Source organism: Saccharopolyspora hordei (assembly GCF_013410345.1).
GTDB lineage: Bacteria > Actinomycetota > Actinomycetes > Mycobacteriales > Pseudonocardiaceae > Saccharopolyspora > Saccharopolyspora hordei.
In genome coordinates this window covers 3,409,560-3,433,599 of sequence record NZ_JACCFJ010000001.1, presented here as the reverse complement: position 1 = coordinate 3,433,599, position 24,040 = coordinate 3,409,560, and the positions used below count along the sequence as shown (strand labels likewise).

Genomic DNA, 24,040 nt, shown 5'->3' with positions numbered 1-24,040 from the left:
CTCACCGGCGGCTGCTCGCCACCTCCGCCATCGGGGCGAGGGTCACGCCCTCGGTGGCGAACCGGTCGCGGATCGCCTGCGCGACCGCCACCGCGTTCGGGCGGTCGCCGTGCACGCAGATGGTGTCCGCGTCGACCTCGACCTGACGGCCCGAGGTCGACGTGACCGCCCCGCGGAGCACGGCGACGGCCTGTTCGGCGCACTGCTGCGGGGGCTTGGCCTGCGGGTCCGGCTCGATGATGATGTGGCCGTCGTCGTCGTAGTCGAGGTCGGCGAACGCCTCCCGCACCACCGGGAACCCGCGCTCGGCGAGCCCCTCGGCGACCGGTCCGGCGAGCAGCACCACCAGCACGCCCGGTGCCGCGGTCGCGAACGCCTCGACGATCGCCTCGGCGACGGCGGCGTCCCGGGCGGCGAGCCCGTACAGCGCCCCGTGCGGTTTCACGTGCGCCACCTCGACCCCGTGCAGGTCGGCGATCGCCCGCAGGGCGCCGAACTGGTACAGGCAGGCGTCGGCGGCGTCCTGCGGGCTCATCGCCATCGCGCGCCGCCCGAACCCGGCCAGGTCGGGGAACCCGGGGTGGGCCCCCACCGACGTCCCTCCGTCGCGCGCCAGCTGCACCGAGCGGCGCATGGTCGCCGGGTCTCCCCCGTGCCACCCGCAGGCCACGTTGACCGACGACACCAGCGGGATGAGCCCGGCGTCGTCCCCCAGCCGCCACCGGCCGAAGCTCTCCCCCGCGTCGGCGTTGAGATCGATGAGCGTGCGCACGTCCCTGCACCTCCCGGAAGAAGGGCTTGAAGAACCGATCATAAGCCCGGGCCATCCCCGGTGCAGCCCCCGAAGCACACTGCCGAACCCACTCGAACGTGGGGCGTGCGGTCACGACGGCGATGCGCGCCGGGAGTCCGCGGCGCATCCTTACTCCTTGCCGCCAGGAGGTGAGGAGGGGCACCCTTTCCTTGCCGCCGGTGAGTGAGGAGGGGCACCGTGACCGCGACGAAGGTTGACCTACCACCCGCCCGGTACGAGTTCGGTGGCGACGAGTTCGTTTTCGTCGAGCTCGACCGCGAGATGAGCCTCGAGGCGAACTTCAAGGCGATGGCGATCACCGGGGCGCTGCGGGAGCTCGACCTGGACGGCGTCATCGACATCTGCCCGTCCAACGCCTCCTACCTGGTCCGGGTCGACCCGGACCGGCTGCACCCCGCGGCGCTGGTGGAGCGGCTGGAGGAGCTGGAGCACTCCGCGGGCGAGCTCCCCGAGGACTACACCGTGCACACCCGCGTGGTCGACGTCCCGGTGCTCTTCGACGACCCGTGGACCCGCGAGACGCTGATGCGGTTCCGGGACCGCCACCAGGACCCGGAGGCCACCGACCTCGAGTACGCGGCGCGGATCAACGGCCACCCCGACGTCGGTTCGCTCATCGACGCGATCACCTCGGCGCCGTTCATCGTCACCATGCTCGGGTTCGTGCCCGGCCTGCCGTTCTGCTACCAGATGGTGCCGCGGGACCGGCAGATCGAGGTGCCCAAGTACGTGCGGCCGCGCACGGACACCCCGGAGCGGGCGTTCGGCTTCGGCGGCGCGTTCGCCGTCGTCTACCCGGTGCGCGGGGCCGGCGGGTACCAGCTGTTCGGCATCGCCCCCGCGCCGGTGTTCGACCTCTCCCAGCGGTTGCCGGACTTCGCCGACCGCATCGCGTTCCCCCAGGCCAGTGACGTGCTGCGCTACCGGTCGATCGACCTCGAGGAGTACGAGGCCGTCCGCGCCGAGGTGGAGGCGGGCACGTTCCGCTACCGCACCCGGGAGGTGTCGTTCCGGCCCGCGGAGTTCCTCGCCGACCCCGACGGCGTCAACGACAGGCTGATGGAGGTGCTGTACCGATGACCGAGGTGATCGTGCGCTCGGGCGGCCTGTCCACGACCGTGCAGGACGCCGGGCGGGACGGGCAGTACGCCATCGGCATGCCGCCGTCCGGAGCCATGGACCAGTACTCCTACGAGATCGCCAACCTCCTGGTCGGCAACCCGCGCGGTGCCGCCGTGCTGGAGGCGACCTACCTGGGCCCGGAGCTGGAGTTCACCGACTCCCGCCACGTCGCGGTCACCGGCGCCGACTGCGAGGTCACGATCAACGGCCAGCCCGCCCCGACCTGGCAGCCGCTGCGGGTGGGGCCCGGTGACGTGCTGGCGGCGACGCGGGTCCACCGCGGTGCCCGGCCCTACATCGCGATCGGCGGCGGCATCGACGTGCCGCCCTACCTGGGATCGCGGTCCACCTACATGCTCACCGGCATCGGCGGCTTCCAGGGCCGCGCGCTGGCCTCCGGCGACCGGTTGCCGCTGGGCGCCGCGCCGTCGGCACCGGCCGGCGCGGAGCTGCCGGCGGAACTGCGCGTGGACTTCCCCGACGTCGTCGAGCTGCGGGTGGTCGTGGGGCTGTGCTCCTACCGGCTGACCGAGGGCGCGCTGCGGTCCTTCTTGGACACCGAGTGGCGGGTCACCAAGGACGCCGACCGGGTGGGCTACCGGTTGCGCGGCGGATCGCTGGACTTCGTCGAGCGGGAGCAGCCCTTCGGCGCGGGCAGTGACCCGGCCAACGTGGTGGACCTCGGCTACCCGGTGGGGTCGGTGCAGGTCCCCGGTGGTGACGAGCCGATCGTCCTGCTCAACGACGCCGTGACCGGCGGCGGCTACGCCACGATCGGCACGGTGATCTCGGCGGACCGCGACCGCGTCGCGCAGGCGCGGACCGGCAGCAAGGTGCGCTTCACCGCCGTCGACCTCGACGCCGCGCTGGTGGCCCGGCAGGAACGACGTGCGCGACTGGCCAAGGCCCGCGTCGCCCTCGACGCGGACCCCAGCTGAACCGGGAGGAACCATGTCCGAAGTGGACGCCCAGCTGCCGGGCGTGTTCTACCGCCGTCCGTCCCCCGACGCCGACCCGTACATCAAGCCCGGGGACAAGGTCGAACCGGGGCAGACGCTGGGTCTCATCGAGGTGATGAAGACCTACAACGAGATCAAGGCGGAGACCGCCGGGGTGATCACCAAGGTGCTGCTGGACGACGGCGACGAGGTCGAGGTCGGGCAGCCCTTGTTCGAACTGGACGAGTCATGACCGGGCTGCGCCGCGTGTTGGTGGCCAACCGCGGCGAGATCGCGGTGCGGATCGTCCGCGCCTGCCACACCGCGGGGGTGGAGGCGGTCGCGGTCTACTCCGACGCCGACGAGCACGCCCGGTGGGTCCGGATGGCCGACGAGGCCCTGCACATCGGCCGCTCCTCCGCGCAGAAGTCCTACCTCGACGTCGAGGGGCTGCTCAAGGCCGCCAAGGCGGCCGAGGTGGACGCCGTGCACCCCGGTTACGGGTTCCTGGCGGAGAACTCCGGTTTCGCGCGGGCGGTGCGCGACGCGGGGCTGGTGTTCATCGGCCCGCCGCCGGAGGCCATCGACCTGATGGGGGACAAGGCGACCGCGCGCCGCACGGCGGAGGCGGCCGGTGTGCCGGTGGTGCCGGGCAGCGGTCCGTGCTCGGACCAGTCCGAGGCGGAGCGGGCCGCCGCGGAGCTGGGCTACCCGTTGCTCATCAAGGCCGCGGCCGGGGGCGGCGGCCGGGGCATCCGTCCGGTGCGCGACGCGCAGGAGCTGGCCGACGTGCTGCCGAGCGCGCAGGCGGAGGCGCAGTCCGCGTTCGGGGACCCGACCGTCTACCTGGAACGCGCCCTCCCCCGCGCCCGGCACGTCGAGGTGCAGGTGCTCGCCGACGAGCACGGCGGCGTCCGGCACCTGTTCGAGCGGGACTGCTCGGTGCAGCGGCGCAGGCAGAAGCTGATCGAGGAGGCACCGGCGCCGCAGCTGTCCGAGGACGTGCGCCGCGGCCTGGCCGACGCGGCGGTGCGCCTGGCCGAGCACGTCGGCTACCGCAACGCCGGGACGGTCGAGTTCCTCGTCGACGAGGAGGAGGGCTTCTACTTCATCGAGATGAACACGCGGATCCAGGTCGAGCACCCGATCACCGAGGAGGTCACGGGCGTCGACCTGGTCGCCGAGCAGCTGCGGATCAGCGGCGGTGCGCCGGTGTCGTTCGACCAGGACTCCGTCGCGGTGCGCGGTGCCGCGGTGGAGCTGCGGATCAACGCCGAGGACCCGCAGCGCGGCTTCGCCCCGACCCCCGGCGAGGTCACCGCGTTCCAGCTGCCCGGCGGGCCGGGGGTGCGGTTCGACACCTGGATCGACGTCGGCGACCGGGTCAGCCCGTTCTACGACTCGCTGCTCGGCAAGCTGGTGTGCTGGGGAGCCGACCGTGAGCAGGCGCTCGCGCGGGCGCGCCAGGCGCTGCGGGAGTTCCACGCCGACGGCATCGCCACGACGGCCGAGCTGCACCGGCGGCTGCTCGACGAGCCGGAGCTGCGCCACGGACCCGTGCACACGACGTGGCTGGAGCAGCTGCTCGACGGATGAGGTGTGCCCGCCGTCCAGCGCGGCGGCCCCGCCTCCACCTCGGCGTCCCGGCCGACCTGGTCCCGGTCCACGTCGAGCTCGACCGCCACGCCGAGCACCGGTAGGGAGACCTCCACCCGCACGTCGGCGACGTGGGGGGGTCTCCTCGACCCGTGGGGGCCGCGGCGGGGGCTCGTCGCCCCGCGGTGCGGCGGGAACCGGGCCGGGCGTCGACGGGACGACCGCTGCGGGCCGGGACTTGCTGCAGGTGCGGCGGGTCCGGGCGCACCGGAGTCGCGGCCAGCGATGGGGGTCGGTCTGGTCTGCGGCCGGCGCGAGCCCCAGCGCGCGGTCGTCCTGCGTGCCGCGGCCACCGTCCACCACCTCGCAGCCGTGCCTCCCCGTGCGCGCGAGCCCAGCCCGGCGGCCCTCGACCGGACGGGCGTGTCGATCACGACGACGGACCGATCCCCGGTTCGTCGCAACGGACCCGTCACCCGCGGAGCCGATCGCCGGGCACGCGGAAGCGGTTGCTCCTCAACATGATCGTGTTGAGAAGTGGCGGTTCTGCACCGACAGTGTGAGGACGGGGAGCCGCAGCGTCGAGGTTCGGGGGGTCGGCATGCAGGGCGTCAAGAGGTGGCCACTCATCATCGCGACCGTGCTGGCCTGCGCCTTGACGTCGTGCTCGGAACCGGAGCCGGAGGTCTCCGAGGCGACGGTGACGACGTCGGTGCCGGACCGGGCGCAGCAGGTCCCGCCGAGCGACCCGCTGGTCGTCACCGCGCACCGCGGCGTGCTCACCTCGGTCACCGTGACCACCGACGACGGGGCCGTGGTGCCGGGCGAGATGATCGACGGCGGGCGGCGCTGGAGCACCACCACGCCGCTGGAGTTCAGCACGACCTACCGGGTGCAGGCGCACGCGCAGGACGCCGAGCGCATCCCCGCCCCGCCGACGCACACGACGTTCACCACCGCCACGCCCGTGGACGAGGTCGTGGTGGAGCGGACCCGGCCCAGCGACGGTGACGAGGTCGGGATCGCCATGCCGGTGTCGATCTACTTCAGCAGGCCGGTGACCGACCGCGCCGCCGTGGAACGCCGCCTGTCGGTCGAGACGTCGGTGCCCACCGAGGGCTCGTTCCACTGGATGAGCGACGAGCAGGTGAACTGGCGCCCCAAGGAGTACTGGAAGCCCGGCACCACCGTCCGGGTGCGCGCGCGGTTGTACGGGGTGGACACCGGGGGCGGCGTCATGGGCACCGCCGACCACGAGACGAACTTCCGCATCGGGCGGGACCAGCGCGCCGTCGGTGACGTCAACACCCACGAGTTCGTCGTGTACCAGGACGGCCAGGAGGTCCGGCGGCTGCCTGCCTCCTACGGCCGCAGCGTCTACCCGACCCAGTCCGGCGTGCACGTGGCCTTCGAGAAGCACACCTCGACCCGGATGCGCTCAGACACCTGGGGCGGGCCGCAGAAGGGCGAGCCCGGCTACTACGACGAGGTCCTGCCCTACGCGGTGCGCATCTCCAACAACGGCGAGTTCGTCCACGTCAACCCCGCCACCGTGTGGGCGCAGGGCGTCTCCAACGTCTCGCACGGGTGCATCAACCTCTCGCCCGAGGACGGCAAGTGGTTCTTCGACTTCGTGCAGATCGGCGACCCGGTGGAGATCGTCGGCTCGGACAAGCCGCTGACGACCGCGGACGGGGACATCCCGGACTGGACGATCCCGTGGGAGGAGTACGTCCGCGGCAGCGCCCTCCACGAGCAGCGCTGAACCGCTGCCGCGCTGCGACGCGGCGACCGGGAGGCGATGATCGGGGAAGCGCCGGCGTCCGGCACGCCGACGTCGAGACCACCGCCGGCGCCCGGTCGTCACCGCACGCGCACTGTTCGGAGGTCCGCATGGGCAGCAGCACAGCACGAGCCAACATCGGGGTCGTCGGACTGGCGGTGATGGGCTCGAACCTGGCCCGCAACCTGGCCTCGCGCGAGGGCAACACCGTCGCGGTCCACAACCGGACCTACGCGCGCACCGAACAGCTCGTCACCGAGCACCCCGAGGCGGGCTTCGTGCCGAGCGAGTCGATCGACGACTTCGTCGCCTCGCTGGCCAAGCCGCGCACCGCGATCATCATGGTGCAGGCCGGGAAGGGCACCGACGCGGTGATCGACCAGCTCGCCGAGCGCTTCGAGCCCGGCGACATCATCGTCGACGGCGGCAACGCCAACTTCCAGGACACCATCGCCCGGGAGCAGCGGATCGCGCCCACCGGCATCCACTTCGTCGGGGCCGGGATCTCCGGCGGCGAGGAGGGTGCGCTGCACGGGCCGTCGATCATGCCGGGCGGTTCGGCGGAGTCCTACGAGACGCTGGGCCCGATCCTGGCCTCCATCGCCGCCGTCGCCGAGGGCGAGCCCTGCGTCACCCACGTCGGCACCGACGGCGCCGGGCACTTCGTCAAGATGATCCACAACGGCATCGAGTACGCGGACATGCAGCTCATCGCCGAGGCCTTCGACCTGCTGCGGACCGTGGGCGGTCTCGAGCCGGCCGCCATCGCCGACGTCTTCGCGGAGTGGAACCGGGGGCCGCTGGAGTCCTACCTCATCGAGATCACCGCGGAGGTGCTGCGCCACGTCGACGCCGCCACCGGCAAGCCGTTCGTCGACGTGGTGCTGGACCAAGCCGGTTCGAAGGGAACCGGGGTGTGGACCGTGCAGAACGCGCTCGACCTCGGCGTGCCGGTCGGTGGCATCGCCGAGGCCGTGTTCGCCCGGGCGGTGTCCGGCAAGCAGGCGCAGCGCGAGGCGGTGCGGCGGGTGGTGGCCTCGCGCCCGCAGCCCCAGCGGGTCGACGCGTCCTTCGCCGACGAGGTGGCCAAGGCGCTCTACGCCTCCAAGGTCGTCGCCTACGCGCAGGGCTTCGACATGATCACCGCGGGCGCCCGGAAGTACGGCTGGGACATCCGCAAGGACCGGATCGCCAAGATCTGGCGCGGGGGCTGCATCATCCGGGCCCAGTTCCTCAACCGCATCGCCGAGGCCTACGACGAGGACCCGGACGTCGCGACCCTGCTGGAGGCGCCGTACTTCGCGCAGGCGGTCGCCGACGGCGAGCGGGCCTGGCGCCGGGTGGTGGCCACCGCGGCCCAGTCCGGCGTGCCGGTGCCGGGCTTCGGCGCCGCGCTGAGCTACTACGACTCGCTGGCGGTCGAGCGCCTGCCCGCCGCGCTGGTGCAGGCGCAGCGCGACTACTTCGGCGCCCACACCTACCAGCGCGTGGACCGGCCGGGGACCTTCCACACCCAGTGGTCCGGCGACCGCACCGAGAGCGAGGTCCCCGGCCACTGACGGGCGTCAGAGGTACTGGCCGACCGGGTCGTCCCCGGTGGCGAGCTGGCTGACCCGCACCCCGGCCAGGTCGGCCGGGCGCAGCAGCCGGACCTCTGCGGCGTCCCCGTCGCCCGCCGTGATCCGCTCGCCCTGCAACGCGACGGCCCGGTCCAGCAGGTTGCGCACCACCCGGCCGTTGCCGAAGGACTCGTCGCGCTTGGCCGCCCGCAGGATCCGGCGCACCTCCGCCTCGACCCCCTCGTCAAGGGTGAACCCGGCAGCGGCCGCCATCCGCTCGAAGATCGCGACCAGCTCCGCCTCGTCGTAGTCCGGGAAGTGCACCACCGAGGGGAACCGGGACGCCAGCCCCGGGTTGGTGCGCAGGAACTCCACCATGCGGCTCTCGTACCCGGCGGCGATCACCACGAGGTCGTCGCGGTGCTCCTCCATCAGCCGCAGCAGCTCGGCGATCGCCTCCGGCCCGTAGGACTGCCTGCCGTCCGGCGGGGTCAGCGCGTACGCCTCGTCGATGAACAGCACACCGCCCAGCGCGCGTTCCACCGCGGCGCGCACCTTCGGCGCGGTCTGCCCGATGTACTGGGCGATGAGGTCCGCGTGCGACACCTCCACCAGGTGACCGGAGGACAGCAGGCCGAGCTTGGCGTACACCGCCGCGAGCAGCCGGGCCACCGTGGTCTTGGCCGTGCCCGGGTTACCGGTGAACACCAGGTGCCGCATGCGCGAGCCCGGGGACAGCCCCGCGTCGCGGCGCAGCTGGTCCGCCTCGGCCTCCGCCACCAGCAGCCGGACCTCGCGCTTGACCGACTCCAGGCCGACCAGGTCGTCGATCGCCGCCATCGGGTCCGCCGGCAGCTCCGCGCGCACCTGGTCCACCGGGGTGTCCGGGACGTCGTCGACCTCGATCCGGTCCAGCTCGCCCGGCTCCTCCGCGGCCAGGATCCGCCGGGACTGCAGGGAGACCGTGCGCTCCAGCAGGTGGGTGGCCAGGCGCCCGTTGCTCATCGCCGCGTCGCGGCGGGCGGACCGGACCAGCCGCGCGACCTCCTGCCGCACCCCGGTGCCCAGCGTGAAGCCCGCGTCCGCGGCCTTGCGCTCGAACAGCTCCACGACCTGCTCGTCGGTGAGGTCCGGGAAGCGCACCACCTTCGGGAAGGCCACCGCCAGCTCCGGGTTGGCCTTGAGCAGCCCGTTGACCGCCGCGTCCGGGCCGCACAGCACCACCAGCAGGTCGTGCCGCCGCGCCTGCAGGCCGGCCAGCAGCGCGTCGATGACGCTGCGGTTGCGGGCCTGGTCGAGGTCGATGCCGGGCCGGGCGAGGGTGCCCGCGTCCTCGATGCAGAGCACGCCGCCGGCGGCCTGGTCGATCGCGCGCTGCACGCCGACCGCGGCCTCCGCCAGGTGCCGCCCGGCCAGGTCCGCGCAGTCGACCACCACCAGGTGCCCGGAGGACAGCAACCCCAGGTCGGCGCACATCCGGCCGAGCACCCCGGCGGCGGTCGTCTTGCCCGTGCCCGGTGATCCGGTGAACACCAGGTGCCGGGGCCGCACCTCCCCCGGCATCCCGGCTCGCCGGCGCAGCTCGGCGGCGCGCGCCTCGGCCAGCACCAGGTCCAGCTCGCGGCGGACCGACTCCAGGCCGACGCAGTCGGCGAAGTCCGCGCCGCGGCCCGGTGCCGCCGGCAGGTCGCGGCGCAGCACCTCCACCGGGCCGTCGCCGCCGCGGGCCCGGGCCACGTCGACGCCGCGCGCCGCGAGGTGCTCGACCAGGCGAGCGCCGCGCAGGTTCTGCCGCCCGGCCCCCGCCAGCCGAGCGCCCTCCCGGGCGACCTCGTCCGCGACGACCGCACCGCGCCGGACCACCGCCCGCCGGAACAGTTCCGTTCGCTCGTCGAGCGTGAACGGGCGCGTGCCGACGACCCGGAACCGGTGGAGCAGCGCCGGGTTCACCTCGCCCACCCGGTCGGCTCCCCCGGCCCGGCACACCGCGAGGACGTGCAGGTCCGGCAGCCGGTGCAGCAGCCGCCGCAGCTCCTCCAGCAGCGCGGGCCCGGACCACTCCAGGCCCGCCACCTGGTCGAGCCCGTGCAGCACCAGCAGGTCCCGGGCGCCGAGCCCGTAGGTCCGCTGCTGGAAGTGCACGACGGCGTTGCTGACGTCCAGGCTGACGAACTCCGACTCGGACAGCCACACCTCCTGCCTGCCGGGAGCGAGCAGGGCGCCGCGCAGCAGCCCGACCGCCGTGCCCCGGCCGGTGCTCTCCGGCCCGGCCAGCACCATCCGCACCGCCCCGGAACGGCCCTGCCGGAACTCCGCCAGCTCGGTGCGGACCGCCTCCGCCAGGTCCGGCTGGCCCACCAGGTCCGCGGCCGGGTCCTCGGGCGCGTCGTGCAGCTGTTCACCGGTGGACAGCTTCGCCACCAGCGGGTTGAGCACCCGGCGCGGCCGGGCCAGCGCCCGCAGCTGCTGCTGGAAGCCCTGCACCAGCGCCCCGCAGCTCGGCGGCACCACGCCGTGCGGCAGGCCCTGCACCACGCCGGTGATCCGCATCGCCATGTCCAGCCAGGCGCGGCAGACGTCCACCTCACCGGCCAGGAGCCCGCGCCCCAGCCAGGCGAGCACCAGGTTGTGCCACCGCTCGGCGTGGAAGCTCTCGCGGAGGCTGGCGAACATGCTCTGCACGGTCTCGAACATCGGGCGGCCCGTGGTGAGCGCCAGCTCCGCGGGCACCTCCACCAGGTCGGCGTGCAGCATGAGGTGGGCGAGCGCGGCTTCGTGCTCCACCGCGGGGCTGATCTCGGGCACCGGTCCGGTGCCCGCCGCTCCCGGCACCCGCTCCAGCAACCGCTGGTGCGCGGCGAGGAACCCCGAGCACGCCCAGTCCAGGTACCCGGCCGGGCCGGCGAGTTCGGGCAGCGCGGCCAGCACCGACTCGTCCGCGCGCTCGGCCCACACGTCGCGGAGCGTCCCGAGCGGGGCGACGAGGTCCTGCTTGGCCAGCGCCGGGTCGGCCGCGCGCAGGTCGTGCAGGGCGATCAGTGCCTGCCTGCGGGTCTCGAGCGGTTCGATCCCGGCGAAGACGTCCAGGCAACGGCGGGCCAGGTCGAACGCGGCCTCCCGCAGTTCCGGGTCGTCACCGGCCCCGGTCAGCAACCACTCCGCGGGCGGGCGGAACGGCGAGGCGGTCGCGGCCCACCCCCAGCCGCGGTGGGGCTGCCAGGGCTGCGCGACGAACCCGCTCAGCGCCTCGCACTGCACGTCGGGGGCGGTGCCGCCGCGGACCGCCGCCGTGCCGAGCAGGAACTCCAGCAGGCACCACAGCTCGGCACCGACCACCGTGGTGCCCTCGGCGTAGAACTCCGGCAGCTCCACCGCCAGCGCTTCCGCCGCCGGGTCCCGGTTGAGCTCCTCGGCGCGCTCCCAGACCTCCTGGTACAACCCGTCGGGGACCCGCCACGGACCGTGCGCGTACACGTCCAGCACGGGTTCGTCGGACAGCAGCAGGTGCAGGTGCTCGGGCAACGTCGGTCGGTCCACGATCGGCCAGACTATCGACGCCCGCGGCGGGGCACGGGGACGACCCGCACCGCGGCCGCCGGACTCCTGCGGACGGCCCGGAGGCAGGGTCGCATGTGGACGGAGCCGCGGGCTCCGGCGGGATGCCTCGGAAGAGCACCGGGACCCCGCCCTGCGCGGACGGGGTCCCGGTCAGCGGTCCAGCGGGATCAGGCGAGGTCGAACCGGTCGAGGTTCATGACCTTGTCCCAGGCCTTCACGAAGTCGCGGACGAACTTCTCCTTCGCGTCGTCGCAGGCGTAGACCTCCGCGAGGGCACGCAGCTCGGAGTTCGAGCCGAACACCAGGTCCACCCGGCTGCCGGTCCACTTCACCTCACCCGAGGCGTCGCGCGCTTCGAAGGTCTGCGCCTCCTCCGACGTCGGCGTCCAGGTGATGCCCAGCTCGAGCAGGTTGACGAAGAAGTCGTTGGTCAGCTTGCCCGGCTGGTCGGTGAACACACCGAGCTGGGAACCGTCGTAGTTCGCGCCCAGCACGCGGAGGCCGCCGACGAGGACGGTCATCTCCGGCGCGCTCAGCGTGAGCAGGTTCGCGCGGTCCAGCAGCAGGTACTCGGCCGGCAGGCGGTTGCCCTTGCCCAGGTAGTTGCGGAACCCGTCCGCGGAGGGCTCCAGCGCGGCGAAGGACTCCGCGTCGGTCTGCTCCGCCGAGGCGTCGACCCGGCCCGGCGTGAACGGCACCTCGATGTCGTGGCCCGCGGCCTTGGCGGCCTGCTCGACGGCCGCGCAGCCACCGAGCACGATCAGGTCGGCCAGCGACACCTTCTTGCCGCCGGTCTGGGCGGAGTTGAACGCCTCCTGGACGCCCTCCAGGGTGTTCAGCACCCGCGCCAGCTGGTCGGGGTTGTTGACCTCCCAGCTCCGCTGCGGCTCCAGGCGGATCCGCGCGCCGTTGGCGCCACCGCGCTTGTCGCTGCCGCGGAACGTCGAGGCCGACGCCCACGCGGCGGAGACCAGCTCCGCGGTGTCCAGACCGGACTCGAGGATCTTGCCCTTCAGCGCGGCGATGTCGTCCGCGTCGATGAGCTCGTGGTCGACCTCCGGCAGCGGGTCCTGCCACAGCAGGGTCTCCTCCGGCACCTCCGGGCCGAGGTAGCGCGACTTCGGCCCGAGGTCGCGGTGGGTCAGCTTGTACCACGCGCGGGCGAAGGCGTCGGCGAACTCGTCCGGGTTCTCCATGAACCGGCGGGCGATCGGCTCGTAGATCGGGTCGTAGCGCAGCGCCAGGTCGGTGGTGAGCATGTTCGGCGCGATGCGCTTCTCCGGGTCGTGCGCGTGCGGGACGGTGCCCTCCCCCGCGCCACCCTTCGGCCGCCACTGCTTGGCGCCGGCCGGGCTCTCGGTCAGCTCCCACTCGAAGCTGAACAGGTTCCACAGGAAGTTGGTGGTCCACTTGGTCGGCGTCGAGGTCCAGGTGACCTCCAGGCCGCTGGTGATGGTGTCCGCGCCCTTGCCGGTTCCGTAGGAGTTCCTCCACCCCAGACCCTGCTCCTCCAGCGGAGCGGCCTCGGGGTTGGGGCCGAGGTGGCTGTCGGGGGCGGCACCGTGGGTCTTGCCGAAGGTGTGACCGCCGGCGATGAGCGCGACCGTCTCCTCGTCGTTCATCGCCATCCGGCGGAACGTCTCGCGGATGTCGCGGGCCGCGGCGACCGGGTCCGGGTTGCCGTTCGGGCCCTCCGGGTTGACGTAGATCAGACCCATCTGGACCGCGGCGAGGGGCTCCTCCAGCTCGCGGTCACCGCTGTAGCGCTCGTCGCCGAGCCAGGTGGTCTCGGGCCCCCAGTAGACGTCCTCCTCGGACTCCCAGACGTCTTCGCGGCCGCCGGAGAAGCCGAAGGTCTTCAGACCCATCGACTCCAGCGCGACGTTGCCGGCCAGGATCATCAGGTCGGCCCAGGAGAGCTTCCGGCCGTACTTCTTCTTGACCGGCCACAGCAGACGGCGGGCCTTGTCCAGGTTGACGTTGTCCGGCCAGCTGTTCAGCGGCGCGAACCGCTGCTGCCCGGCGCCCGCGCCACCACGGCCGTCGGTGATCCGGTAGGTGCCAGCGCTGTGCCAGGCCATCCGGATGATGAACGGCCCGTAGTGGCCGAAGTCGGCCGGCCACCAGTCCTGCGAGGTGGTCAGCACCTCTTCGATGTCCCGCTTGACCGCGGCCAGGTCGAGGCTCTGGAACGCCTCGGCGTAGTCGAAGTCCTCGTCCATCGGGTTGGCCGCCGGCGGGTTCTTCGCGAGGATCTTCAGGTTGAGCTTGTTCGGCCACCACTGGCGGTTCCCGCCACCCTGCGTCGGGTGCGGCGCACGTCCGTGCGCGACCGGGCACCCGCCTGCGCTCTGCGCCTCGGCCTGGCCGACGTCGGTGCTGTCAGTCACTGGTTTCCTTTCGCTTCGTCAGGTGCTTCTGGTTCGCCCGGCGAACACCCCGGGCACAGACCCCAGTAGATGACCTCGGCTTCGTCGATGGTGAAGCCCCTGGCATCGGAGGCGGTCAGACACGGGGCGGACCCCACGGCGCAGTCGACGTCGGCGACCGCCCCGCAGGACCGGCAGGCGAGGTGGTGGTGGTTGTCCCCCACCCTCGCTTCGTAGCGGGCCAGGGAGCCCATCGGCTGGATGCGGCGCAGCAGGCCGGCGGCGGTCAACGCCTTGAGCACGTCGTAGACGGCTTGGTGGGACACCTTCGGGAGCGTCTCGCGCACCGCACCGATGATCGACTCCGTGTCCGCGTGCGGGTGCTCGTGCACGGCGGACAGCACTGCGACCCGGGGTCGGGTGACTCGCAGTGCAGCCTCGCGCAACATGCGCTCGAAGTCCGCTGTCGTCGGCACGCGCGGAAGTGTGACGGGCTTTCTGGAATGAATCAAGTGTGTTCACAGATCGGTTATCTTCAGTCCACACTGAAGCCATCGATCACTGTGAACAACGCAGCCGTCACGCGACGCAGCGCGGAACCCCGTGCGCGGCAGGCGTTCTCACGCTCCCCGGACCTCCTCCCCCGTGGTCCCGCGGAGCGCGCCACCGAGCCGGGGGGAGGACGGTCCGCACCGGAGAGGTCACCACCCGGCCGGGCTCGGCGCGAACCGGACGGGGCGAAAGGGTCTCGGCCGCGCGCAGATCCGTCGAGGGCGCTCCACAGCGGTGATCGACGGGTTACCGTGGGCGACATGCACGAGAACTCGCGAGACGCGGAACTGGCGGCCAGGGTCTCGCACGCGGACCTCGACAACCCGAACATCGCGCGCATGTACGACTACATGCTCGGCGGATCGGCGAACTTCGCGATCGACCGGATCACGGCGGAGAAGGCGCTGGAGATCATCCCGACGGAGCGCGACTACTGCTACGTCAACCGCGCCTTCCTCGGCCGCGCCGTGCGCTACCTGACCACCGAGGCCGGGATCGACCAGTTCCTCGACCTCGGGTCCGGCGTGCCGACGGTCGGCAACGTCCACGAGATCGCCCAGGCGCACAACCCGGAAGCCCGGGTGGCCTACGTGGACTGGGAAGCCGTCGCCTGCCACCACGCCCGGCACCTGCTCGGCGACAACGACAAGGTGACGGTCACCGAGGCCGACGTGTGCGACCCGGACACGGTGCTCAACGCCCCGGGAGTGGCCGGGCTGCTGGACTTCTCCCGGCCGATCGCGGTGCTGGCGTTCGGCATCCTCGACATCATCCCGAGCCCGGACGGCGCGTCACTGGTCGCCCGGTACCGGGACGCCTGCGTGCCGGGCAGCGCCCTGGCGGTGTCCAACAACGCCCAGCTGAGCCGCACCGACGAGGACATCGCCGCGCTGCGCGAGCTGCTGTCCCAGACCTCCACGCCGCAGATGCACATCCGCGACGCCGAGGAGGTCGCCGCGCTCTTCCCCGGCTACACGATCGTCGAGCCGGGCGTGGTGCCCGCGGCGTACTGGCGTCCGGACCACCCGGTCGACGACGCGGCAGCGCGCCGCGGCAACGTCCTGGGTGCGGTCGGGTTCCTGGACCCGGAGCCCGCAGGCTGACGCGCGGACGACGCCATCAAGTCCACAGTGGACCAGAACCGGGGGCGGTGCGGACGCACCGCCCCCGGCACGTGTCAGCCCTGCCGGCCGAGCCCGCGCTCGACGGCGGCGATGATCTCCGGGCGCAACCGCTCCGGCTGGACGATCGCGTCCACCGACCCGACCTCCACCGCGCGCTGGATGCTGTGCACCGCGTCGAACTCCGCGGCCACCGCGCCCAGGTGCTCCGCCCGCACCGAGGACCGCAGCTCCGCCAGCTCGGTGGCCAGCGTGGCGCGCTCGACGTCGGAAGCGGCCGCCACGCGGGCCTCCAGCTCCTGCACCCGCGGGTCCTTCGCCGTGCGCGCGTCGACCTCACCGGCGAAGACCACCGCCGCCGCGGGAGCCCCGCCGATGACCGAGGCGAACGACCCGTCCACGGCCAGCACGGTCATGTTCGGGTTGAGCGCCTTGGAGAACACCACGAACGCCCCGCCGTGGTAGCGCGAGATCACGCAGAACACGATCGGGCCCTCGAAGTTCACCACCGCGCGGCCGATCTCGGCGCCGTACTCCAGCTGCAGCTTGCGCATCGACTCCGGGGAGCCGTCGAAGCCGGACAGGTTCGCCAGCACCACCAGCGGCCGGTTGCCGCTGGCCGCGTTGATCGCCCGGGCCACCTTCTTCGACGACCGCGGGAACAGGGTGCCGGAGGTGTAGGTGTCCGGACCGTCGGTCGGCGGGAAACCGCGGCGCGGCACCGACCGCGACTCGATGCCGACCAGGCAGACCGGCCACCCGCCGAGGTGCGCGTCCTGCACCACCGCGGTCTCCGCGTCCGCCATCCCCGCCCAGCGCTCCAGCACCGGGTGGTCCTGGTCGGCGATGGCCCGCATGACCGTGCGGATGTCGAAGGGCTTCTTGCGGTCCGGGTTGGTCGCCGCGGAGAAGATCTCGCCGACCGTGCTGAAGTCGCTGCCGACCACCGCGTGCGGGAAGTCGGAGATGTCCCGCTCCACCGGGTCCGACGTCCGGGCCCGGCGCGGCGCCAACTCACCCGGCACGACGTAGGTGTGGTCGTAGTGCCCCATGAGCACGCGCCAGGCCCCCGCGAGGTCGGGCGCCCAGTACTGGGCCTGCCCGTTCGGGCCCATCACCCGGTCGTAGCCGCCGATGCCGAAGTTGTCCTCGGCCGAGACACCACCGGAGAAGTCCAGCGACTGCTTGCCGGTGAGCACCATGGCCGAGTCCGGCGTCATCACCAGCACGCCCTTGGTGTGCATGAGCATCGTGGCCTCGGCGTTCCAGTACGGCTGGGCGCCCACGTTGATGCCGGCCACCACGACGTTGATCTCGCCGCCGTCCTGGGTGAAGTGCACGATCCGCCGCAGCGCGGCGGCCACCCAGTCCATGTTCTCGGTGCCGGAGTCCATCGCGATGCGGGCACCCGCGGACAGCGCGTACCACTCCACCGGGACGCCTTCCCGCTCGGCGAGGTCGAGGGCGGCGATCACCCGCGCGCACTCCGGTTCGGAGAGCGCGCCGAGCGCCTTGGTCGGGTCGCCGAGCAGCACCACGCGCGTGACGCCCTCCGGGTAGCGCTCGGTCGGCGTGCTGGCCACGCCCACCACGATCCCCGCCTCGTTCAGGCCCTTCGGCCGGTCCACCGGCACCAGCGCGCCGGTGTCGTCGAGGTCGTGCTCGACGAAGGTGCCGCCGGCACCGGCCACCACGTCGACCAGCTCGTAGGGGTAGACGTTGCCGCGCCGCCGGGCGCGCCGGACCTTCTGGCCGTAGTCGTCCAGCGGCTGGATCGGCTCGGTCGGCGGCTCGGTCAGCTCCACGGTCAGGCCGGTCCCGGCCCCGTAGGTCAGCCGCAGCGCGACGTCGGTGTGCTCGCCGGTCTCCGCGTCCCGGCGCCGGCCGAGGTAGAGGACCTCCTCCAGCCCGGCCCCCGCCGCGCGCGGCGCCACCCGGGCCGCGACCTCGTTGAGCGCCTGCTCGGAGAGGTCGGTCGACGGCCACACGTACAGCACGATCCGGTTGGAGTCGAGCCGCTTGCGGGCCGGGCGCTGGGCCTGGACCCGGCGGATCGCGTCCAGGCAGGCGTCCAGCGCCGCCTCGGCCGCGGGCAGCGCCAGCACGCGACCGTCGGAGTCGCGCAGCGGCGTCAGGTCGCGGATCTGCGCCATCGCGACGAGGCGCTCGTCGGCCGGGTTCTCCGGCGCGACGCACCGCAGCAGGTGGACGTCCTCGTCGGCCGACGGGAGCCGGGTGATGTCGAAGTTCTCCAACCGGTGCAGTTGCAGCCGCTGGGCGACGAGCGGGTGCAGGCCGCGGATGATGCGCTCCTCGGCCAGCCCGTCCCCGGTCGAGCGGAAGGTGAAGTGGTGGTGCATCGCCGTGCCGCGGCGGCCCGCCACGGTGGTGGTCACGCGCCGCAGCCGCTCCGGCAGCGGCTGCTCCGCCAGCGCGGTGCGCAGCGCGGCGGCCACCTCGTCCGGGTCGGTGGGCTGGTCGGGCCAGCTCAGGTAGACGTCCGCGACGAGCTCGGCGGAGGTGCTGGCCACCTCGGCGACCGCCCGGACCGCGTCGGCGAGCTCGGTGAACTCAGCGGCGGTGGCGACCAGCTGCAGGCGCCGGCCGTCCAGGTCGTACTCGGCGGTGACCAGGGAGCGGCCGCCGCTGCGGCGGCACTGGACGTCCTCCAGCGCGCGGTCCCGGTAGTAGCGCCGGCTGAGCACCTCCAGCAGCGGCCCGTGGTCCGAGCCGTTGCGCCCGATGCGCTGGCCGAGCAGGCGCACCAGCGGCTCCGGGCTGGCCACCATGGCGGCGATCCGCTCCGCCCGGTCCGGCGCGTCGGGGTGCTCGTCGAGGTGGCGCAGGTGCCGGCGCACGTCGGCGTAGACCTCGGCGCGGGTGCGGCGCAGCATCGGCTGCGCGAACCAGCGGAACACCACGCTGCGCGCGAGGTCGCCGACGACCGGGAAGCGCACCTGGGTCGCCACGATGAGGTGCTCCAGGGCGTGGCCGACGGCGTCGCGCACCGAGGCCGGCGGCACCGGTTCGGTGAGCCACCGCTTCAGCAGCGTGGTCACCACGACCACGTCCGAGGCGGCGCGCTGCTGGGCCAGGAAGATGCGGAAGACCGCCTCCTCCAGCTCGGGCGTGCGGTCCAGGCCGTCGACCCCGTAGTGCCCGAGGACGCGGGTGAGCCGGTCCTGGAAGACCTGCGGGAGCCCGGCGCGCTCGACGTCGAGGCTCTGCAGGTAGGTGTGGAAGAACTCGCGCGGGCTGTGCACCTGGACGTCGGCGGCGTCCTGCGCGGCCGGCTTGTTGCGGCTCAGCTCGGACAGGTCGGCGAAGACCCACAGCAGGTCGACCTCGCCGCGCAGCGGCCGCTCGCCCGCGTCGGACACCTCGGCACGGGCGGCGAGGTAGTCGTCCAGGGCGCGCTGCTGGTCGTGCGGGTCGAGGTCGAAGCCGAGCAGGCGGCTGCGCAGCTCCTGCAGCCCGCGCTGCACGCGGTCCTGCGCCGACACCCCGGTGGGCTCGGCGGGCAGCGCCACCTCCGCGCCGCTGTCCGCGCCCGCGGCGTCGTCGCCGTCCTCGCCGATCGGTTCCAGGCGCAGCAGCGGGGCTCCGGTCTCCACCTGGCTGCCCACCGAGACCAGGCACTCGCGCAGCCTGGCGCGGAACGGCGCGCGCAGCACCGTCTCCATCTTCATGCTCTCCAGGACGAGCACCGGTGCCCCGGCCTCGACCTCCGCGCCGACCTCCAGCGGGGTGGCCACCACCAGCGCCGGCGACTGGGAGCGGAGCACACCGCCCTCGTCGCGGCTGATCCGGTGCGTCACGCCGTCCACCTCGACCAGGTGGATCGGGCCGTGCGTGCCGGTGACCAGGCGGAAGCGCTGCCCGTTGACGACGAGCTGACCGGTGGCGTCGTCGAACCGCTCCAGCTCCGCGTCGACCATGCGCACGTCGTCGCCGACGGCGAAGCCGACCCGGTAGCGCTGCGGGCCCACCTGCGCGACCAGCACGCGGTAGCCGGCGCCGCGCAGCTTGAGGTCGATCGCCCGGCCGCCCTCGTGCTGGACCTGCGGGCGCCCGCCGTGCGCGGTGGACAGCAGCCGCTGCAGCTCGACCTGCGTCTCGTCCTCGTAGGCCTCGATCGCGGCCGCGGCCAGCGCGACGCCGGAGCCGCTGTCGCAGACCAGGCGGCCCTGGTCGCGGACCCGGTCGATCCAGCCGGTGTCGGCGCTGCCGTCGACGACCTCGGGCTCGTCGAGCAGGTCGAGCAGGAAGCTCTTGTTGGTGGTGCCGCCCTCGATGATCACCGTGGTCTGGGACAGCGCGCGCCGCAGGCGGCCGAGCGCCTCGTCCCGGGTGCGGCCGTAGGCGATGATCTTGGCGATCATCGAGTCGAAGTCGGCCGGGATGGTGTCGCCCTCGCTCACCCCGGTGTCCACGCGGATGCCGGGGCCGGCGGGCAGGTCCAGCAGCGCGATCCGGCCGGGGGCGGGCGCGAAGTCGCGGTCCGGGTCCTCGGCGTTGAGCCGCGCCTCCACCGCGTGCCCGACCTCGGCCGGCGCCTCGCCGTCGAGCGTGCCGCCCGCCGCGACGTGCAGCTGGGCCTTGACCAGGTCCATGCCGGTGGTGGCCTCGGTGATCGGGTGCTCCACCTGCAGCCGGGTGTTGACCTCGAGGAAGGCGAACAGCTGCTCCTCGGGCTGGTACAGGAACTCGACGGTGCCCGCGCCGCGGTAGTCGGCGGCCAGCGCCAGCCGCTCCGCCGCGGCCTTGAGCTCGCGCACCTGCTCGGGGCCGAGCACCGGCGACGCCGACTCCTCGATGATCTTCTGGTTGCGGCGCTGCACCGAGCAGTCGCGCACCCCGAGCGCCCACGCGGTGCCCTGCCCGTCGGCGATCACCTGCACCTCGACGTGGCGGGCGCCGGTGACCAGCCGCTCGAGGAACAGCACCCCGCTGCCGAAGGCGCGCTCCGCTTCGAGGCTGGTGCGGTCGTAGACCTCCTTCAGCTCCACGTCGGAGTGGATGATGCGGATGCCGCGGCCGCCACCACCGGCGGTCGCCTTGAGCATCAGGGGGTAGCCGATCTGCTCGGCGGCCCGCAGCGCGCCGTCGAGGTCCGCCACCGGGCCGCGGCTCCAGGGCGCCACCGGGACCCCGGCTTCCTCCGCGAGCAGCTTCGCCCCGATCTTGTCACCGAGCCGCCGCATGGCCTCCGGGCTGGGGCCGATGAACGTCACGCCCAGCCTCTCGCAGAGCTCAGCGAACGCCGGGTCCTCGGCGACGAAGCCCCATCCGACCCACACCGCGTCGGCGCGCGTCTCGCGCAGCGCCCGCTCCAGCACCTCGAGGTCGAGGTAGGGCCGCGCGGACGCCGGGCCGAGGCAGTGGCTGAGGTCCGCCTCGCGGACGAAGGTGGAGGTCGCGTCCACGTCCGTGTAGAGGGCGACCGTCTCGATCCGCGCCGCCCCCTCGGCGTTGATCTCGCGGACGGCGTGGATCAGCCGCATGGCGGCTTCTCCCCTGTTCACGATGGCGATACGACTGAACACCGAGCCTCACATCTGACGATTGCACGAGAAAGGCGACGGCCCCCCAGTCTCGGAGCGTCGCCGAACTTGACCTCAACCCTGCCTGATACCGGCGCGCGACGTCAGGAGCAGCGCGCCAGCATTCACGACCAAGATTTGTAGGGTGTCACCAAAAAGGCCTCGACCGAGCTCGGCCGCTCCCCCACCGGACCCGGCTCGCGCACCCCGATCACCCACACCCGGAGCGCGTCCGGATGGTCGGCTTCCTGCGGGAGCGTCCCATTCCTGGCGCAAGGGAAGTGTCCGGCCCCGCGGGCGACGGCGGGTGCGGTCGGTGAGCACCGGTCGCGGGTGGCCCGGGACGGCGCGCACGCGGGCCACTGTGGACGTCCGTCGAGGACACCGCTCGCCGGGGCGTCACGCCTCGGCCTGCTCCTGCTCCCGGCGGCGGAGCTCGCGGACGCTGTCGGCGAGCGTGCGGTCACCGAGCGAGGCGAGCACCGCCCGCTCCGCTTCCGCGGTGAGCTCGGCGAAGTACTCACTGGCGTGCGCGCTGACCAGGCACACCTTCTCGCTCTCCGGGGAGCAAGCCCACAGCGGCTTGTCCCCGACCGCGCACCGGTAGATCTCCGCCAGCGTGATCTCCTCGGCCGGGCGCCCCAGCCGCGCCCCGCCGGCGCGGCCCTTCGCGCACACGACCAGGCCGGCTTCGGTCAGCGGCACCAGCAGCTTGCGGACCAGGCTCGGGTTGGCGTCCAGGCTGCGCGCGAGCTCGGTCGAGCTGACCGCGGTGACGGTGCCGCCCTCGGCCAGCGCCAGGGACAGCATCAACTTCAACGCACGGGAGAACCGGACGTCCAGCACGGCTGCCACCCCCCGCCCGCGGATCGACATCGGAGCCGACCCCACAATAGCAACGGTCACAGTTGCACTTGAGCTGACAAACTGTAATGTTGACTCGCACAGTTTATGTCGCACCACGTGACAGGAGAGTCCCACGGTGAGCACCCGCGCAGCTCAACTGCTGTCCCGACCGTTCGAACTGGGTTCGACCACGCTGCCGAACCGGATCGTCATGGCTCCCATGACGCGCATGTTCTCCCCGGGCGGCATACCCGGGGACGACGTGGCCGTGTACTACGCGCGGCGCGCCGCGGCCGGCACCGGCCTGATCATCACCGAAGGCACCACCGTCGACCACCCGTCCGCGGGCTTCAGCGACGACGTCCCGCGGTTCCACGGTGAGGAGCAGCTCGCCGGCTGGGCCCGGGTGGTGGAGGCCGTGCACGCCCAAGGCGGCACGATCATGCCGCAGCTGTGGCACGTGGGCATCCAGCGGCCCGCCGGTGCGCCGCCGGTCCCCGAGGCGCCCTCGACCGGCCCGTCCGGGATCGCGCTGGACGGCACGGCCGGCGCGGGCGAGACGATGAGCCTCGCCGACATCGACGACGTCATCCGCGCCTTCGCCGAGGCCGCCGAGGCGGCGGAGCGGATCGGCTTCGACGGCGTGGAGCTGCACGGCGCCCACGGCTACCTCATCGACCAGTTCCTGTGGGAGCGCACCAACCGGCGCACCGACGCCTACGGCGGCGACCGGGTCTCCCGCACGAAGTTCGCCGCGGACGTCGTCGCCGCCGTCCGGGAGAAGGTCTCCCGCGACTTCCCCGTCGTGCTGCGCTTCTCGCAGTGGAAGGCCGACAACTACGACGCCCGGCTCGCCGACAACCCCGGCGAGCTGGAGGAGGTGCTCACCCCGCTGGCCGAGGCCGGGGTGGACGCCTTCCACGCCTCCGGCCGCCGCTACTGGGAGCCGGAGTTCCCCGAGGCCGACCCGTCGCTCAACATCGCCGGCTGGGCGAAGAAGGTCACCGGCAAGCCGGTCATCACCGTCGGGTCGGTCGGCCTGAACAAGGTGTTCGAGCCGGGCTCGCTCAACGCCTCCAGCGCGAGCGTGACCAGCATCGACGAGCTGCTCGACCGGCTGGAGCAGGACGAGTTCGACCTCGTCGCGGTCGGCCGCGCCCTGCTCGCCGACCCGGAGTGGGCGGAGAAGGTCCTCAACGACCGCCTGGACGAGCTCGTCCCGTTCAGCAAGGCCGCCGCCGAGAAGCTGCACTGACCGGCGAGCAGCGCGCGGTGGCGCGGAGCTGCGCGCTGCTCCTCGGCACCGCGGTCAGCTGGTCCCGGCCTGCGCCTCGAGGTCGAACCCGCCGGCGGCGCGGAGCGTCCGCGCCGCCTGGACCAGCGCCCGGGTGAGCACCGACCCGGGCTCCACCGCGCTGGTGACCAGCGCGATCTCGGCGAACACCGTCGGGTCGCGCAGCTCCACCACCCGCGCGCCGACCGGCGGGCGCAGGGTGCGGACCCAGGTGTGCGGCACGATGCTGGCCCACCGGCCGGTGCCGACGTGCGCCAGCAGCGACACCACGGAGTCGGCCTCGAGCCGCGGCGCCACCGCCAGGCCGTGGGCGGCGAGCGCGTCGTCGATCAGCTGGCGGCCGCGCATCCCCTCGACGAGCAGGCACATCGGCAGTTCCACGGCGTCGGCCCAGCTGAGCGAGTCGGCCTGCCCGGCGAGCAGCTCGCTGCTGGCGAGGAGCACGTGCTGCTCCTCGTAGAGCGGGGTGACCACGAGGTCGGTGGTGTCCAGCCCGTGCGGGTAGATCACCCCGGCGTCCAGCTCGAAGCGGCGGATGCGGTCGATGATCTCCGCGGAGCGCAGGCTCGTCGCCAGCTGCACCCGCACCAGCGGGTGCTCGGCGCAGAACGGGTCGGTGAGCAGCGCGACGGTGCTCGCGGCCGCCGGGATCACCCCCATCCGGAGCTCGCCGGTCAGGCCGGTCTGCAGGGCCGCGACCTCCTGCTTGAGCGCGTCGTGGTCGGCCATGATGCGCCGCGCCCACAGCACGAGCCGCTCGCCTTCCGGGGTGAGCCCCTCGAAGCTGCGCCCGCGCCGCACCAGCGGCACCCCCAGCTCCTGCTCGAGCTTGCGGACGGCCTCGGACAGCGCCGGCTGGGAGACGTAGCAGGCGGCAGCGGCGCGGGCGAAGTGGCGCTCGCGCGCGAGCGCCACGAAGTACTCGAGCTGGCGGAAGAGCATGCC

Annotated in this window: 15 protein-coding genes; 8 read left to right on the top strand and 7 right to left on the bottom strand. The window is 73.1% G+C overall.

Translation table 11 applies throughout. The annotated features are described in order from the left end of the window. Nucleotide 1: 1 nt before the first annotated feature. Entirely contained in the window at nt 2–772 is a 771-nt protein-coding gene (locus HNR68_RS15700) for a 5-oxoprolinase subunit PxpA (RefSeq protein ID WP_179721724.1), read from the bottom strand. A gap of 219 nt (nt 773–991) precedes the next feature. On the opposite strand from HNR68_RS15700, the gene HNR68_RS15695 reads away from it, so the two are divergent. From HNR68_RS15695 to gndA, 6 genes are all read left to right on the top strand, one after another. Beyond that, on the top strand, nt 992–1,894 hold the full coding sequence (locus tag HNR68_RS15695) for a carboxyltransferase domain-containing protein (protein WP_179721722.1): 903 nt from the start codon (nt 992–994) through the stop codon (nt 1,892–1,894). Beyond that, nucleotides 1,891–2,874: a 5-oxoprolinase subunit C family protein gene (locus tag HNR68_RS15690; protein ID WP_179721720.1), complete on the top strand. Its 984-nt coding sequence runs from the start codon at nt 1,891–1,893 to the stop codon at nt 2,872–2,874. Before HNR68_RS15695 ends, HNR68_RS15690 begins: the two co-directional genes overlap by 4 nt. Nucleotides 2,875–2,887: 13 nt before the next feature. Beyond that, nucleotides 2,888–3,127: an acetyl-CoA carboxylase gene (locus HNR68_RS15685; RefSeq protein WP_179721718.1), complete on the top strand. Its 240-nt coding sequence runs from the start codon at nt 2,888–2,890 to the stop codon at nt 3,125–3,127. Next, nucleotides 3,124–4,470, top strand: coding sequence for an acetyl-CoA carboxylase biotin carboxylase subunit (locus HNR68_RS15680; RefSeq protein WP_179721716.1), 1,347 nt, complete (start codon nt 3,124–3,126; stop codon nt 4,468–4,470). Before HNR68_RS15685 ends, HNR68_RS15680 begins: the two co-directional genes overlap by 4 nt. Nucleotides 4,471–5,071: 601 nt before the next feature. After that, complete coding sequence (locus tag HNR68_RS15675) at nt 5,072–6,235, top strand: L,D-transpeptidase (RefSeq protein WP_179721714.1); 1,164 nt, start codon at nt 5,072–5,074, stop codon at nt 6,233–6,235. Nucleotides 6,236–6,363: 128 nt separating this feature from the next. Beyond that, nucleotides 6,364–7,812 (top strand): NADP-dependent phosphogluconate dehydrogenase, encoded by a 1,449-nt coding sequence (gndA, locus tag HNR68_RS15670; RefSeq protein ID WP_179721706.1) that lies wholly within the window; start codon nt 6,364–6,366, stop codon nt 7,810–7,812. A 6-nt stretch (nt 7,813–7,818) separates the two neighbouring features. Here the strand turns inward: gndA and HNR68_RS27435 are convergent, their stop codons facing one another. From HNR68_RS27435 to HNR68_RS15655, 3 genes are all read right to left on the bottom strand, one after another. Further along, nucleotides 7,819–11,349: an AAA family ATPase gene (locus HNR68_RS27435; RefSeq protein ID WP_179721704.1), complete on the bottom strand. Its 3,531-nt coding sequence runs from the start codon at nt 11,347–11,349 to the stop codon at nt 7,819–7,821. Nucleotides 11,350–11,537: 188 nt separating this feature from the next. Further along, entirely contained in the window at nt 11,538–13,760 is a 2,223-nt protein-coding gene (katG, locus tag HNR68_RS15660; protein WP_179721702.1) for a catalase/peroxidase HPI, read from the bottom strand. Continuing rightward, the gene (locus HNR68_RS15655; RefSeq protein WP_218889242.1) at nt 13,757–14,188 is read right to left on the bottom strand and encodes a Fur family transcriptional regulator; all 432 of its coding nucleotides are present in this window, start codon (nt 14,186–14,188) and stop codon (nt 13,757–13,759) included. Before HNR68_RS15655 ends, katG begins: the two co-directional genes overlap by 4 nt. Nucleotides 14,189–14,551: 363 nt before the next feature. On the opposite strand from HNR68_RS15655, the gene HNR68_RS15650 reads away from it, so the two are divergent. Beyond that, the gene (locus HNR68_RS15650; RefSeq protein WP_179721698.1) at nt 14,552–15,394 is read left to right on the top strand and encodes an SAM-dependent methyltransferase; all 843 of its coding nucleotides are present in this window, start codon (nt 14,552–14,554) and stop codon (nt 15,392–15,394) included. A 74-nt stretch (nt 15,395–15,468) separates the two neighbouring features. On the opposite strand, the gene HNR68_RS15645 is transcribed toward HNR68_RS15650, so the two are convergent. Continuing rightward, nucleotides 15,469–20,958, bottom strand: coding sequence for an ATP-binding protein (locus tag HNR68_RS15645; protein WP_179721696.1), 5,490 nt, complete (start codon nt 20,956–20,958; stop codon nt 15,469–15,471). 396 nt (nt 20,959–21,354) lie between these two features. Beyond that, nucleotides 21,355–21,801, bottom strand: coding sequence for an Rrf2 family transcriptional regulator (locus HNR68_RS15640; protein WP_179721694.1), 447 nt, complete (start codon nt 21,799–21,801; stop codon nt 21,355–21,357). A 136-nt stretch (nt 21,802–21,937) separates the two neighbouring features. Between HNR68_RS15640 and HNR68_RS15635 the strand changes: the two genes are divergently transcribed. Next, complete coding sequence (locus HNR68_RS15635; protein WP_179721692.1) at nt 21,938–23,056, top strand: oxidoreductase; 1,119 nt, start codon at nt 21,938–21,940, stop codon at nt 23,054–23,056. A 54-nt stretch (nt 23,057–23,110) separates the two neighbouring features. On the opposite strand, the gene HNR68_RS15630 is transcribed toward HNR68_RS15635, so the two are convergent. Beyond that, on the bottom strand, nt 23,111–24,037 hold the full coding sequence (locus HNR68_RS15630; RefSeq protein WP_179721690.1) for a LysR family transcriptional regulator: 927 nt from the start codon (nt 24,035–24,037) through the stop codon (nt 23,111–23,113). Between the last annotated feature and the right edge of the window lie 3 nt (nt 24,038–24,040).